Origin of the sequence: Kiloniella sp. (assembly GCF_048259265.1) — a bacterium.
Lineage (GTDB): Bacteria > Pseudomonadota > Alphaproteobacteria > Kiloniellales > Kiloniellaceae > Kiloniella.
In genome coordinates this window covers 12,412-27,005 of record NZ_JBLXHT010000013.1, presented here as the reverse complement: position 1 = coordinate 27,005, position 14,594 = coordinate 12,412, and the positions used below count along the sequence as shown (strand labels likewise).

Genomic DNA, 14,594 nt, shown 5'->3' with positions numbered 1-14,594 from the left:
CACACTACAACCGGATCTTTGGATCAATCCATGCGTAAAGCAAGTCGACCACCAAGTTAAAGAAAATGGTTAAAATTCCGACAAGGATAGTAATTCCCATCATCACAGAGTAATCTCTGTTCAAGGCCGCGTTCACAAAGAACAACCCCATTCCTCCTGTAGAGAAAAACATGTCCACCACAACAGACCCAGTGATCATGGTGACAAAAGTCGGCCCAAGATATGAAATAACAGGAAGCATCGCTGGCTTTAAAGCATGTCGCAATACAATGTGATATGTGGGAAGCCCCTTGGAACGCGCTGTACGAATGTGGTTGGCATTCATTACCTCAAGCATGGAGGAGCGTGTTATACGGGCAATCGAAGCCATAAAACTTGTCGCCAATGCGATTACCGGCATTATCAGATAAGAAGGATCACTATAATCCCATCCCCCACCGGGCAGCCAGCCAAGCCAAAGCGTAAAGACCAAAACAAGTATGGGGGCCATCACAAAATTCGGGAGAACCTGTGCCCCAATTGTGATCCCCACAGCAAAATAATCCAAAAGTGAGTTTTGGTAGATCGCAGCAGTAACACCAAGGGAAACTCCGATTGTTACCGCAAAGAAAAAGGCAATAGAACCATAGGTAAGCGTTATCGGAAAGCCCTGTGCCAAGACTTCATTTACTGTACGATCTTTGTAAATAAAGGATGGCCCGAAATCGAAGTCAAAGACGATATTCCGTATATAAATAAGGATTTGTTTGTAGATCGGCTGGTCTAAACCATACTTAGCTTCTAGGTTTGCCAGTATTTCAGGGGTTAATGCCCGTTCAGCTGTAAAGGGGCCACCCGGTGCCGCGTGCATCAGCAAGAAGGAACAAACGATTAGAATAAGGATCGTCGGAACCGCAAGCGCGAGCCTTTTAAGTACTAAATTCAACATGATCACTAGTTACCAGAGACAGGTGTAACAAAGGGGTTCCCCGAATGAGGAACCCCGATTGCATTACTTCTCGACAATATAAAGATTGCGGGAATAATAAGTCTGCATCAAGTTATCGACAGGCCAGCCGCGCAGTGTTGGCTGAAGCATAATCGCACCTGTATACTGGTAAATTGGGGCGAATGGCATGTCCCGGGCCAAAATCTTTTCAGCTTTGGCATAGTTCGGGTTTGGGTTTTCCATGGTTTTGGATTCCGCCATAAGTTCATCGTACTCTGGGTTCGAATAACCAGAAACATTATGTCCTGAATAGGAAGTCAAAAGATCCAAATAGGTTGAGGCTTCGTTATAATCACCACACCACGCATAGCGACTTACCTCAAACTCACCCGCCTGTTGTTTTGTGGTATGAATTTTCCACTCGTTATTTGACAGGGTCAAGTCAACACCCAGGGTCTTTTTCCAGAACTGAGATACCCCAATAGCCACCTTTTTATGGGTTTCTGAAGTATTGTAATTCAAAGTCAGTTTCAAGGGATTATCTTTACCATACCCAGCTTCGGCAAGTAAGGCTTTTGCTTTTGCATCACGCTCTTTTTGCGTCCAGCCAGCATAATCGATTTCAGGTAAGTCGAACCCTGCGGTTTTTTGGTGGGCAAAGTTATAGGACTGGTACTGTCCACCTTGTAAAATACGATCCGTAATCACTTCACGGTTAATTGCATAGGACAAAGCCTTACGAACACGAACATCCTTTAGAGATTCAGGTCCCTTCTCGCCAACATTAAACCAATAGATATATGAACAGGAGTAAGGATTGGATACAGCTTGCTTTGGATACTCTTTTGATAGACGCGGATATTGACCGGACGGAATATTTGTTTTGTCCACTTCTCCCGCAAGATAACGGGTCAAAGCCTGATTTTCATCATTGATAACAAGGGCAACGGTCTTATCTATAATTGTGTTTTCATTATTCCAATAATTGGTATTACGTTCGCGGACGACTTTCTCACCAGAACGATATTCGCTGAGAACATAAGCGCCATTACCAACAATATTTTCTGGCTTGGTCCAGCTTGCACCATGTTTTTCAACAACTGATTTCAACACAGGAAAAGTTGATGTGTGCACTGTCATAGAAGCAAAATATGGAATTGCTTTTTCCAACGTCACTTCAAAGGTTTTGCCATCTACCGCTCGTACACCCAGTTGATCTGGGGCAATCTCACCTTTGACGACTTTAGTCGCATTCTTGACACCCATCAATTCCATATACCATGCATATTCAGATGCTGTGCTTGGATCAACCAAACGACGCCAGGCATAGACAAAATCATGGGCCGTTAACGCTTCGCCGTTAGACCATTTGGCATCCCGTAAGTTAAAGGTATAGGTCAGTTTATCTTCACTGACGCTGTAACCTTCTGCTGTTCCGGGAACAAGCTCGCCTTTGGCGTCTTCATTCATTAATCCCTCAAAGAGATCACGGATGACACCAGACCCCTCTATATCGGTATTAATTTGAGGATCAAATGATTTGATGTCATCCAACAAACGATAAGTAAAAACCTGTTCATCAGCTAGTTTTTCGCCATTGATTGTCTTTGCACTAGAAACAATGGGGAACACCAACATCGCGCTGAGGGCAGCGGATAATAATAATTTTGTTCTCATGAGCTACTTCTCCCTAGCCTCTAAATTTGTCCACAGTTTTCGTGGCCTTTTTTATTCTTCCTGTCCAGTTGCCCTAAAAAGGCGAAACCGATGTACAAAATAATGCTCACCCTTTGATTTCAGTCAGCCTTCAACCCCGATAGAACAAAGGCTTGTACGCCATCAAAGATAATCACATAAGTATTGAATAACAATACTATTTACTTCATACCACTACTTATGTATCAAGAAATGACATCCCTGCAAAGATTTTTATGGCGTACTTTGAGAAAATTACGTCGCAGCATTTGTTAAAGAATGAGAAATGAACAAGAAAGTTATTAAGTTTTTTATTTTTTTTGTTGTACAAAGAAGCTGAAAAACAATAGCTAAATGCACCAAAGACATTCTTTTGATTACCAGTTAAACAAAAGAAAATTATAAAAAGAAAAAAAATGACAAACATCAGTGGCCCATTAATTCAGGCAAAAAACACCAGTAAAAAACCCGGCTCTTTAATGCAAAAAGCCAACCCAAAAACCGATAACCCTCTTTTTGTGGGGTCAGTAGAAAAGGCTTTCTCTGTTCTTCAGGCTTTTGGGCAGCACAAAAAATCCTTAAGCCTCAAGGAAATTTCAGAAATTACTGGAATCGGCAAATCAGCAGCTCAACGTTTTTGCTATACCCTTGTAGAACTTGGTTTTTTAGAAAGAGATGATAGCAGTCGTCGGATGCGACCCGCAGCACGATTACTGGGCCTCTCTCACTCTTATCTTGCGTCAAATCCCATAAGCTCTATTGCGGCACCCTATCTATTACAAGCTAGGGAAAATAGTGGAGAAGCCGTTAACCTTGGTATACCAATGGATCAGGATGTGATTTATATCGCCCGCTTGGCCAGTACAAATTCTCACATAGCACATCCAATTGTCGGCGGACGCGCCCCAATGTTCTGTACGTCCAGTGGTCGCGCTTACTTATCTACCCTGTCACAAGACGAAATCTCTGACCTACTTGATGGCTCTGATCTTACACCAATCACGCGCCACACAATTATAGATAAGCAAGAAATCCTTCGCAAAATTGATGACGTCCTCAACAAAGGCTACGCCATGGCAAATCAGGAATGTATTGTTGGCGAGTTAACTATTGCAGCACCTATTCTAGGCCCCGATCACAAAGGAATTGGTTCTGTAAACATTTGCGTGACGCGCCCGGCATGGACAATGGAAAGTGTCGAAGAAAAATTAGCACCCATTGTTTGTCAGACAGCACATAACATCACGCTGGCTCTTTCAAACTAAAAAATTCTGTAAATTTATCTGCCTAGCCGTGCCCGAAGGATGCCTGTTCGATCATGAGCTGGCATCTGGGAGAGTATTAAAATCTTAGATCTCCCAGTACACTTTTATCTATTGGTTATACGGTTTTAAGACTTAACTTTTTAAAGCGTGAGTAGAATAGATTATATGAATATTTTATATTCAACGTCACATATGAAGCGGCACTGCCAGCTCGTTGATGCAAGCAAAAGAAAGCCAAGATAAGAGAAGGCGCTTGGCTTTTACGATTATAACCAGCCCTTCGTCCTTCTTTTACCAATCATCTAAAACGGATGGTCAATTTCCTTGTAAGTTGTTTGTACCGTTAGAATTTCACACCTAACCCTAAGAAACCCACATACTGATCTTCATCTTCCTTGTGCGAAACATCAAAACCAGCCTTAAAAGATGTGGCTGATGACAAGTCATAAGCGACTTCGCCGCTTAATCCGGCCTGAAACACAGAAAGATCTCTACCTTCAATCATCGTACTGCCAGTACTATTTACAAAACTGACAGAGCTCCCTGCGCTATCAATCTCCCAGTCGTGTCCAACATATGGCTTTAGTTTGAAATTCAATGCTGTTTCATCTTTAAAATTCCAGTTTTTCTGGAAAGTCACCCCCGCTTTAGCCCCAACAAAAGAAACCGTATCTTCTTCTACGGACATGTTGAATTCACCACCACCGCTTTCCGTATAACCGGAAACTCTGATAACGGTACCACTCGCTGTGACAAAAGGTTCGATATTATAGTCACCATGTTGATAGAGCTTACTAAGTCCAAGAGTTCCACTTAAGCTATGGCTATCAAAATCGGCTTGCGGCGTTTGCTTTACGCCAGCTAAATCAACGTTACGATTACTGTCATAATCGCCATATCCGTACAAAGCAACACCGCTGAGTTTGATACCGTCATATAGCTTTTGCCCGTAAATACCTAGATTATAGATGTTGGCAACAGTTTCGCCGGCATTGTCATCCAACTCTGTCTCAGCCCGATAAAAACCACCAAGAACACCAACCAATAGATCATCACTTAACACTGCCTCGTAACCTGTAACCAGGCCACGCCCCGTTCCAGTATACCCCAAAGCATTATCTGTAGAATCACCATCTGTTCTAGAGACAATAACTTCTCCCCAGGCTCCTTGATCACCCGGTGTAAAGCTCTCATAAGAAGAGGAAGCTAAGGAGTACGAAATATCCTGTGATTCAGCAGTATCAGATTCTTTGTGTTCAAAAATCCAATTCCCTAGGTCGGCAGACCCATCCCCAAAACTTAACGCTTGAACTGTTGACGTTGAGCTACCTAATACAGTTCCGATTTTATCAAGTAGAGTAACTGTCACCTTATCATTTACAGAAGCAGCAACTCCAGTTGTAACAGTAGAACTGTGCGGATAGAGAGTTTTTAATGCGCTCTCCAATTGACCAGAGCTCAAACTATTGAGGTGCACGGCAACTGTCTGTCGTTCACCAGATCCATCATTATCGTCAAAGTATCTTGCAAACCCACCCAAACCAACTGTTGTTGCCGTATCGACATAATTCGTTGATGCACTTCCGATAGCGGCCCCGAATGGTCCTCTTAATTGAAAATCAAAAACCCCTGTGTCCCCAGCATTATATGACGTTGCCACAATAAAATATTGCGTGCCCCCAACCAAAGACTGTCCACTAATCAGTGACAATAGCCCCACACCACCGTCATCATTCGCGATAACGCCGTTCACCGTTGGATTAGCCGGGTCAAAACTGCCTACATAAAGGTAGAGAACGGGATCGTTTAATGTACTGGAACCAAGAACCTCAATATCGAAGTTACCACTTCCACTAGGTGTAAACGTTTCCGAAAAATAGTTATAGGTATTACCACTCGCCGTCCAAGGCGGAACGCCATTAACTTGAGTAGGGCGATCATAAGCTTGACTACCGTCCAGATTACCAGAAAAATTGGTTGTAATAGTCGCGCTATAAACGGGTGATACCGTAAGTCCGCAACAGATAGTGCAAAGGAACGTACGATAACGCAGTTTCGAATAAGCTCGCGAAATTTTCATTATTTGACCGTTTATTGATTGTATTACGCGCAAAAGGCAGGAAGGTAGAAACGATCATACAAATGTCACAAGGCTAGTCAACGAAAGACAAGCTATTCTATGAATATAAAGCTTTAAAAATAAACACTTGTTAGAAAAACACACCTTAAAGCAAAATTAACCTCCCCCCTACCCTCCTATCTTTTTTGAAAAAGTGAAGTTAGTTTTTATTAATCCAGTAAACCTGTTAATTTACTTTACCTTGTCGCGCTTTATGCAGCTTTTTATAGCTCTCAATTAACCTAAGGTGCTTGTCCAAACCTTCAAGCTTCATACTTGTCTTTGTTAAGCCATAAAATTTTACATCACCGGTTACAGAACCCACAGCATTATCCATGAGCTCAGCGCCATACATTCTCGTCAGGTTCGGAAGAAAATCATCAATATTCAAGTCATCATCAAGCGTAATATCAAGTACCGCATCCATTGCCCGGTAAAACAAAACCCGCTCCACGGTGTTTTCATTAAAATTTAAGAAGTCACCAATACCGTCTTTTGCTTCTTCATATTCTTTTAGAGCTAAATAAATCAATATCTTCAGTTCACGTATATCCAGCTTGCCCCAAACTGTATTTTCATCAAATTCAATGCCTATCATGCTGGATATTATCGTATAGGGGTCCAGCTCAGAATCATCTAATCGCTCGAGCAAACTTTCTAATTCAGAATGAGTTAAGGAATGAATATTTAAAATATCTTCCCGGAATATCAGGGCTTTATTGGTATTATCCCAAATCAAATCTTCTGCTGGATATACTTCAGAGTAATCTGGCACCAAAATCCTGCATGCCGTTGCACCAAAGTCATTGTATGTCGCAATATAAACTTCTTTCCCCAGATCTTTGAGGATGTTCATCAAGCACTCATTTTCTTGCTCTGTCGTGCCACTAAAGTCCCATTCACAGAAATCATAGTCTTGTTTTTTACTAAAGAATTTCCACGATATAACACCTGTTGAATCAATAAAATGCTCAACAAAGTTCCCAGGTTCTTTCACCGCATGACTGCTAAATGTCGGAAGTGGAACGTCATTCAAGCCTTCAAAACTGCGGCCTTGTAATAACTCAGTGAGAGAACGTTCCAAAGCCACTTCAAAACTGGGATGTGCACCAAAGGATGCAAAAACACCCCCTGTTTTCGGGTTCATCAACGTGACATTCATAACGGGGAACCGCCCACCCAAGGATGCATCTTTTACCAGAATAGGGAAGCCTTTATCTTCTAGCTCTTCAATGCCGGCCAGAATATGCGGATATTTTGCAAGAACTTCCTTTGGTACATCCGGAAGAACAATCTCTTCCTCAATGATTTCTCGTTTAACCGCACGTTCGAATATTTCGGATAGGCATTGAACTTGCGCTTCATACAGCGTATTGCCGGCACTCATACCATTACTAACAAATAGATTTTCAATCAGATTTGACGGAAAATAGACTGTTTTTTGATCTGAACTGCGTATAAAGGGCAAAGCACAAATACCGCGATCAACAAGCCCGGAGTTTGTATCAATTAAATGCGACGATCTTAATTCACCGTCAGGGTTATAAAGCTGCAGACATACTTCATCCATCAAACCTTTCGGCAAAGCATCATCAGGTCCGGCTTTAAACCATTTTTCATTGGGATAATGGACAAACTCGCTATGCGCGATTTCTTCGCCAAAGTAATAGTCATTATAAAAGAAATTACAGCTAATCCTTTCAATATATTCACCCAATGCGGAACAAAGGGCGCTTTCTTTCGTGGCCCCTTTCCCATTGGTATAACACATCGGCGACGCAGCTTCGCGGATATGAAGGGACCAGACATTCGGAACAATATTTCGCCAAGACGCAGCTTCAATTTTAATACCAATATTGGACAAAATCGCCGTCATATTGGCAATGGTCTGTTCCAAAGGTAGGTCTTTACCCAGAATAACCGTATTTCCTTCGCTCTCATAACTTTCTAACAGCGACGAATCATCCAAATTTTCCACGGGGTCAATTTTAAACTTTGGACCTTCCTGGATAACTTTTTTCACGGTGCAACGGTCTGCTGACCTTAAGATACCAGCCCGATCTCGTTCGGAAATACCGTCAGGCAATTCAATTTGAATTTGAAAGGTTTGATTATACCTGTTTTCCGGATCGATAATATTATTTTGCGAAACCCTGATATCATCAGTGGGGATATCACGTGACAGGCAATAAACCTTTACAAAATAAGCGGCACAGAGCGCAGAAGATGCTAGAAAATAATCAAATGGACTTGGTGCAGTTCCATCCCCTTTATAGCGAATAGGCTGGTCGGTTATTACGGTAAAGTCATCAAACTTAGCCTCAAGACGAAGGTTATCCAAAAAATTTACAGTGATTTCCATGAGCCTATATCTTTCCAGAAAGCATGATGAATTAGACTATTATTTACTTTATCTCCGTTTTTCTCTTTCACGGAGACAAAAAAACGCCTCAGACTTTTCAATCTAAGGCGTTTTTATTGGTTGCGGGGGCACGCAACCACCGATAATTCGATTTCAATAACAAGCCGATTTTTAAAAGTTTAAACATTACATATCTTACAACATCTTTTTTTTCAATGTTATAAATCACTTTGCCATTTTCTCCTTGCTTAATAATAAACGCTTTTTGAGCGTCCGTTAAACGTGAGGCTTTCATCGTGTCTAACGTCTTCTCCCGGTCTTTGGATAATGAGCAAAAACTCTAATACGGAATGGGGTAAAATCAGGTGTCAGAGCAAGATCTCTTTACGCCTTAAGGCTCTGTAAGTCTAATATTCCATCCAACTCCAAGTGCCGATTAATGTAATCACCAAGACCACCATGTTTGTAATTCCCCCTTTCCATGCTCTTGTCTTCAAGAGTTTTATTCCTCTTCTGTTTTCTTCCGTAGCGTCTTCTATTACTTTCACACGTTGATATTGTGCTCTGTCATAGGCCTGCCTAAGTTCTCCAAGCTTTCCTCGTTGTAGGTCTGGGTTATTCGGTTCTCTTGTTCCAATTTCTTCATGTAAGATTTTCCAGTGTTGAAGTATTCATTATAAAAATTCCTTTGAGTCTAATATTTCTTCCGCCTTCAGGCGATTCAAGGCTGATGTACTTTTTAGATTTTCTTGCAAGGTCAAATCCTCCGAGTTACTCAACGCTCAAGATAAAGATTGTTGATCAGGTTGGCACAATGATTGCGAAATAAGACGAGAGTAGCTCTATAAAAAGTTTGCTTACCAATGCCTGAGTCCCGTTGATTAGGGCTTTAAAGAAAAAACATGTATTAATGTTCGCGTAAACCTTGGTAAAAATGCGTCAAAAACGACACTTAATTAAAAATAACCAGACAATATTGACCCATTTTTAATATTGAGTGATTAAAAGGCTGAAAAATACAAATGGCACCTACTCTAGAACCTATGATTAATCTTGCTCGAATTTTGATTGTTCTTTTTGTGTTTGTCTGCCCTATAAACTCATTGGCAGCAGAAAAAAACTCACTCGAAGATACTCAATCAATCATCATATTGACCTCCTACGCAGAACAGTACGTCAACCCCCTAGAGAAGGCCTTTCGAGAAAAATATCCTAACACACGTCTACGCTTTTTATTCAAGAAAACGCCCGCAGCGGTCGCGCACATCCTAAATGGCAGACAACCAATGCCAGACATTTTTATGGCCAGCGCAGTTGACGCATTTGAAAGCTTAAAGAAAGCAGGAAAATTAAAGCGCATCGCGTCAGGAAAGCCCAACAAGCTAGATAACCTGTTTCTTGATGATAAAGATGGGTATTATTTCGGCGTCGCCCTAGCTGGTTATGGGGCGATGTGGAATAACGACTATCTTACCCGCCATAATCTCACCGTTCCTAAAGATTGGAACGATCTGTTAAAACCAGAATATTCGCGCCATATCGCAATTACTTCCCCAATGAGATCTGGGACAACACATGTGATTGTTGAGACAATATTACAAGCATATGGATGGGAAAAAGGATGGGAATACCTACTAGAATTGGCAGGAAACCTATCAACAATTACGGCGCGAAGTTACGGGGTACGTGATGGTGTTGTAAAGGGCCGTTTTGGGATAGGCCTCGTTGTCGATTTTTTTGCTTTGGGAGCAGAGAAAAGAGGACAACCAATAGATTTTGCCTACTATCCAAATACAACACTGATGCCTGCCAGTGCTGCCATTCTTGCTGAAGCCTCAGCACCTCGTGAAGCAAAAACCTTTATTGACTTTCTCATCTCCCTCGAAGGGCAAAAGCTGCTTGCTCACAAAGACATAATGCGACTACCTATACGGCAAGACGCATACGAAGTCTTTCCCACTGACTTCCCAAGGCCTTTTGATCAATCAAATTTCATTGACCCTGTTGTTTTTAATAAAAACCTGTCTTCACAACGATATCAGCTGGTCAATTCAATGTTTGACCAATTAATTACCTACCGTCTTAGGCCCCTAAACAGAGCTTGGAGACTACTCCATAAATTAGAAGCGTCCTCCTCAAAACTATCAGACCGTCTAACAATAGACAAAGCTCGGAAATTACTCGTATCCGTTCCTGTGGGTGAAATGATGTCAACGGAACAAACCTTTCTTAAACAGTTTTCTCATTCCTTTCCGGGCACCTCTAAGTCAATTTTACAAACCAGATTAGAACAGGACTGGCAGGATGAAAGTGAACGGTCCTTTCAAAAAGCCATGTTGTTACTTCATGAACTGGAATTGAAAAACGAAAGTGGCCCAGAGTGGCAAAAATCGCGATGACTAAAGATCAAAACGATGCCTTTGGCTTTTTTTCGTGGATCAAAGACAGAGTCCGAAAAATCGGAGTGCGACTTTTTCTTGCATTCGGGGTTGTTGCTGGTGCAACGGTTCTCTCTGCAATTATCGCTGGCTTAGCCTTCGAGCGCCTAAGTGATGACCTATCCCGTTTAACCAACACACAATTGCCAGCAACATCCTTAGCAGCGCGCATAGCCGAGATCGGGGGCGACATCAGGGCAGACATGCCCAGCTTACTTACAGCGATATCGGAAAAAGAACGTCTTAAAATTCGTCAAGATATCGAAACACAGATTGGACGTCTAAAGGCACTGTTAGATGAAAACCCGAACCTGATCGACAGTAAAAACCGCGATCAAATTCTGACCGTTTTACCTGAAATCACGACAAGTCTCCGTCAGGTCGATAACAATGTTCATCAACGATTTAAGTTAAAAAATGTAAATGAACGCCTTATTGAACGGCTAAGATGGGCTCATGCTGATTTCCTTGCTGAAATCGACCCTATCGTTGAAGACGCCAGCTTTAATATGGCCAGCGCCCTTGACAGATTGGTACAAAAAAATTGGGACCGAGACCTGAACAGCGAACTGGTCGCTATTAATGATATGACCCAAATGCGCGAAGCAGTTATGCGGGTCAACGCATCTACAAACCTGGCTGTTGGCCTCATCATGCGGGGCGCGACACAAGGAACCCTGGAAGACATCGAAGTTACACGACAATTTCTTGCTGAAGTTGCAGATACTCTGGAAATTTCCGTCGAACTAATTGAAACAGACGCCTCAAGTGTCTCGCTCAGGCAGGCCATTAATCAGGTTCTGGGCTATTCACGTGGCGGTAATGATGTCCTCGCCTTAAGAAAAAAAGAACTTCTTTTTGAAAATAAAGGACGTAATTTGATTGAAGAAAATAATGATCTGTTTTTACGGCTAGAGCAGATTGTATCTACTCAAATTTTAGCTGCCGAACAAAGAGCTGTCTTGGCAACACTCGAAGCGGAAAATCGTATATCCCAGGAACGTTTTATTCTGATTATTTCAGCCGGTGTATCTGTCTTGATTTTCATATTTGTTGGTTGGGGGTATGTAGGCAAGCGCATTGTTTCTCGGCTGAGTGATCTTCGTAAAAATATGGCGGCGATTGCGACTGGAGATCTGGATGTAACCATTAAGGTGTCCGGTAAAGATGAAATATCGGAAATGGCCGAAGCACTGCTCGTATTCCGGAATACAGCACAGGAAGTAGAAAACTCTAATGCAAAATCCATCATTAACAATTCACTCGTTGGTCTGATCAGTACAGATGAGAATGGTTCCGTCGAATTTGTTAACCCAAGTGCTGAAGTACTTTTTAATACGCAGCAAAAAGACGTTGCCGGCTTGCTTTTTGTGGATGCATTCCTGGCAGTTGGGCAAGAGGGAACCTGGACTGACCTGCTGAAAAACAACGACACCAACCTAAAAGAAATCAAGGGTAAGCGAAGTGATGGACGAGAATTTTTTCTGGATGTAGCAGTGAGAAGTTACAGCCTGCGAAAAGCGAAAAAGTATTTAATAACACTAGAAGATGCCACAGAAAGACGTGGAGCCAGAAAGTTTCTTGAGCAACGAATTCAAGAACGAACTGCAGAGTTAAACGAAACGAATATAAAACTAAAAAATGAAATCCAAGAGCGAATTTCCGCGCAAGAAGAATTACTTCAAGCAGCAAAACTGGCTATTCTGGGACAAATGTCTGCGGGCATTGCCCATGAATCAAATCAGACACTTGCAGCCATAACCTATAATGCACATAACGCAAAAACTCTTTTACAAAGGGGGCAACCAGAAGACGCCGAACGTTTTATTGAAAAAATCGGGAAGATTGCCGAGAGAATGGGGAAAACCGTAAATCACCTAAAGGTATTCGCTCGGCGACCGTCACAAGATATTGAACCGGTTTCCATTGATTTGTGCATTGATCAGGCTCTGTCCTTATTTGAAGAACGTATTCGCTTGGACGACATTGAAATAATTAGAGACAAAGAAAGCAATAACCTCTGGGCACAAGCCGAACTCGTCAGACTAGAGCAGGTGATTGTGAATTTGGTTTCTAACGCATTGGATGCCCTGAAAGAGAAACCTGAACCAAAGTTACACATCAAAACGTCAAGGCAGAAAGATAAGTGCACCATTGAAGTCAGAGATAATGGCCCCGGCCTGAAACCAGAGGTCAAGTCCAGAATTTTCGATCCCTTTTTCACCACCAAAGAAGTCGGCGAAGGCCTCGGCTTGGGGTTATCTATTACACAAAAAATCGCCAATGATTTTGGGGGTACATTAGAAGTCGACAGTAAAGAAAATAACGGCTGCTCTATGCGTGTCACTCTTAGGGCGGTTGAACAGGAAGAGTTAAGAAATGATGGTTTGTAAAAGAGTTCTTCTTGTTGAAGATGAAAAAGATGTCAGAGAAGCAGCTAAAGTTACCTTGGAATTAGAAGGGTTTGATGTAACCGAAGCGAGCAGCGGAGATGCTGCTATTGCTTTTCTGGATGACGAATGGAAAGGCGTTATCGTTACAGATGTTCGTATGCCAGGTATGAATGGTATGGAACTTTTATCTAAGTTGAAAAAACGGTATCCGGACCTGCCTGTTATTCTTGTCACAGGCCATGGCGATGTTTCAATGGCTTTAAGTGCCGTTCGTTCTGGTGCCTATGATTTCATCGAAAAACCCGTAGCGCCAGAACTACTGATTGATGTTGTTCAAAGAGCAATGCAAACACAGAACCTTATTTTGGAAAATAAGGATTTGCGTGATCGTTTGGCCTCTATGAGCAAACTTGAAGGACGCATAATCGGATCATGCGGATCAATAGTCGAGCTCAGGAAGCTCCTTCATAATTTAGCAGAAGCTGACGTTGATGTTTTAATTCATGGGGAAACAGGAACAGGAAAAGAGCTCATTGCCCGTGCACTGCATGATTTTAGCGAAAGAAAAAGCGGTCAGTTTGTCGCGTTAAACTGTGGGGCGTTACCAGAGAGTGTTATCGAAAGCGAACTATTTGGACACGAAGCAGGCGCCTTTACAGGGGCAACAAAACGAAGAATTGGTAAAATTGAATTTTCTGCAAGTGGCACGCTTTTTCTTGATGAGATAGAGAGTATGCCCATGCACTTACAAGTTAAATTACTTCGCGTTTTACAAGAGCGTGTTGTTGAAAGACTAGGCGGAAATGCAACAATCCCTGTCGATATAAGGGTAATTGCAGCAACTAAATGTGATTTACTTGAACTCTCGAAACAGGGTGAATTCCGTGATGACTTTTACTATCGACTAAGTGTTGCACAAATAGAAATTCCACCTCTTAGAGAGCGCATCAACGATATTCCCATTCTCTTTTCACACTTTGTACAGCTTGCCTCTGATCGACTGAATAAAGAAGTTCCAATAATAGAAAATCGGCACATGGATGATTTAATAAGCCGAAAATGGGAAGGAAATGTAAGGGAATTACGGAATGTTGCCGAACGATTTGTTCTTGGAATATCACGTCGCCTAACTGATGTAATCCAAACCAGCACAAATGCACCAGAAAATGGGTCAAGCCTGGATGAACAGCTTGCTATCTACGAACAAAGGATTGTTGAATCAGCACTAGCACGAAACAATGGAAGGGTTGCAGAAACGGCTATAGAGCTTGGAATTCCCAGAAAAAAACTTTACTTGCGAATGAAACGATTTGGCATTGATAAAACAAACTTTAAAGCACCAAACGAGTGATGACCTTTTGACCCGAAAGCCCTCTGGCATATGAGTTAAAGGT

At 42.0% G+C, this 14,594-nt stretch carries 9 protein-coding genes; 4 read left to right on the top strand and 5 right to left on the bottom strand.

Annotated elements, in window-relative coordinates; translation table 11 throughout:
* Positions 1–4 precede the first annotated feature (4 nt).
* Both oppB and ACN0QW_RS17210 read right to left on the bottom strand, forming a co-directional pair.
* On the bottom strand, positions 5–928 hold the full coding sequence (gene oppB, locus ACN0QW_RS17215) for an oligopeptide ABC transporter permease OppB (RefSeq protein WP_299376594.1): 924 nt from the start codon (positions 926–928) through the stop codon (positions 5–7).
* Positions 929–991: 63 nt separating this feature from the next.
* The gene (locus tag ACN0QW_RS17210) at positions 992–2,605 is read right to left on the bottom strand and encodes a peptide ABC transporter substrate-binding protein (RefSeq protein ID WP_417433187.1); all 1,614 of its coding nucleotides are present in this window, start codon (positions 2,603–2,605) and stop codon (positions 992–994) included.
* Positions 2,606–3,039: 434 nt separating this feature from the next.
* On the opposite strand from ACN0QW_RS17210, the gene ACN0QW_RS17205 reads away from it, so the two are divergent.
* The gene (locus ACN0QW_RS17205) at positions 3,040–3,888 is read left to right on the top strand and encodes an IclR family transcriptional regulator (protein ID WP_417433185.1); all 849 of its coding nucleotides are present in this window, start codon (positions 3,040–3,042) and stop codon (positions 3,886–3,888) included.
* 343 nt (positions 3,889–4,231) lie between these two features.
* On the opposite strand, the gene ACN0QW_RS17200 is transcribed toward ACN0QW_RS17205, so the two are convergent.
* From ACN0QW_RS17200 to ACN0QW_RS17190, 3 genes are all read right to left on the bottom strand, one after another.
* Positions 4,232–5,968, bottom strand: coding sequence for an autotransporter outer membrane beta-barrel domain-containing protein (locus tag ACN0QW_RS17200; RefSeq protein ID WP_417433183.1), 1,737 nt, complete (start codon positions 5,966–5,968; stop codon positions 4,232–4,234).
* A 226-nt stretch (positions 5,969–6,194) separates the two neighbouring features.
* Positions 6,195–8,369, bottom strand: a complete 2,175-nt coding sequence (locus ACN0QW_RS17195) for an OsmC domain/YcaO domain-containing protein (protein ID WP_417433181.1) — start codon at positions 8,367–8,369, stop codon at positions 6,195–6,197.
* Positions 8,370–8,466: 97 nt separating this feature from the next.
* Positions 8,467–8,664, bottom strand: coding sequence for a hypothetical protein (locus tag ACN0QW_RS17190; RefSeq protein WP_417433179.1), 198 nt, complete (start codon positions 8,662–8,664; stop codon positions 8,467–8,469).
* Between the two features lie 727 nt (positions 8,665–9,391).
* On the opposite strand from ACN0QW_RS17190, the gene ACN0QW_RS17185 reads away from it, so the two are divergent.
* Genes ACN0QW_RS17185 through ACN0QW_RS17175 form a run of 3 tightly spaced genes read left to right on the top strand, consistent with a single transcriptional unit; the run spans position 9,392 to position 14,551 of the window.
* On the top strand, positions 9,392–10,768 hold the full coding sequence (locus ACN0QW_RS17185; RefSeq protein ID WP_417433177.1) for an ABC transporter substrate-binding protein: 1,377 nt from the start codon (positions 9,392–9,394) through the stop codon (positions 10,766–10,768).
* Positions 10,750–13,200: an ATP-binding protein gene (locus ACN0QW_RS17180; protein WP_417433175.1), complete on the top strand. Its 2,451-nt coding sequence runs from the start codon at positions 10,750–10,752 to the stop codon at positions 13,198–13,200. The genes ACN0QW_RS17185 and ACN0QW_RS17180 overlap by 19 nt, the downstream gene beginning before the upstream one ends.
* Positions 13,187–14,551: a sigma-54-dependent transcriptional regulator gene (locus ACN0QW_RS17175; protein ID WP_417433173.1), complete on the top strand. Its 1,365-nt coding sequence runs from the start codon at positions 13,187–13,189 to the stop codon at positions 14,549–14,551. Before ACN0QW_RS17180 ends, ACN0QW_RS17175 begins: the two co-directional genes overlap by 14 nt.
* Positions 14,552–14,594 lie beyond the last annotated feature (43 nt).

Bases quoted from the DNA above. Each gene is read 5' to 3' on its own strand.
- oppB (WP_299376594.1), bottom strand. From the start codon at position 928: ATGTTGAATTTAGTACTTAAAAGGCTCGCGCTTGCGGTTCCGACGATC.
- ACN0QW_RS17210 (WP_417433187.1), bottom strand. From the start codon at position 2,605: ATGAGAACAAAATTATTATTATCCGCTGCCCTCAGCGCGATGTTGGTG.
- ACN0QW_RS17205 (WP_417433185.1), top strand. From the start codon at position 3,040: ATGACAAACATCAGTGGCCCATTAATTCAGGCAAAAAACACCAGTAAA.
- ACN0QW_RS17200 (WP_417433183.1), bottom strand. From the start codon at position 5,968: ATGAAAATTTCGCGAGCTTATTCGAAACTGCGTTATCGTACGTTCCTT.
- ACN0QW_RS17195 (WP_417433181.1), bottom strand. From the start codon at position 8,369: ATGGAAATCACTGTAAATTTTTTGGATAACCTTCGTCTTGAGGCTAAG.
- ACN0QW_RS17190 (WP_417433179.1), bottom strand. From the start codon at position 8,664: ATGAAAGCCTCACGTTTAACGGACGCTCAAAAAGCGTTTATTATTAAG.
- ACN0QW_RS17185 (WP_417433177.1), top strand. From the start codon at position 9,392: ATGGCACCTACTCTAGAACCTATGATTAATCTTGCTCGAATTTTGATT.
- ACN0QW_RS17175 (WP_417433173.1), top strand. From the start codon at position 13,187: ATGATGGTTTGTAAAAGAGTTCTTCTTGTTGAAGATGAAAAAGATGTC.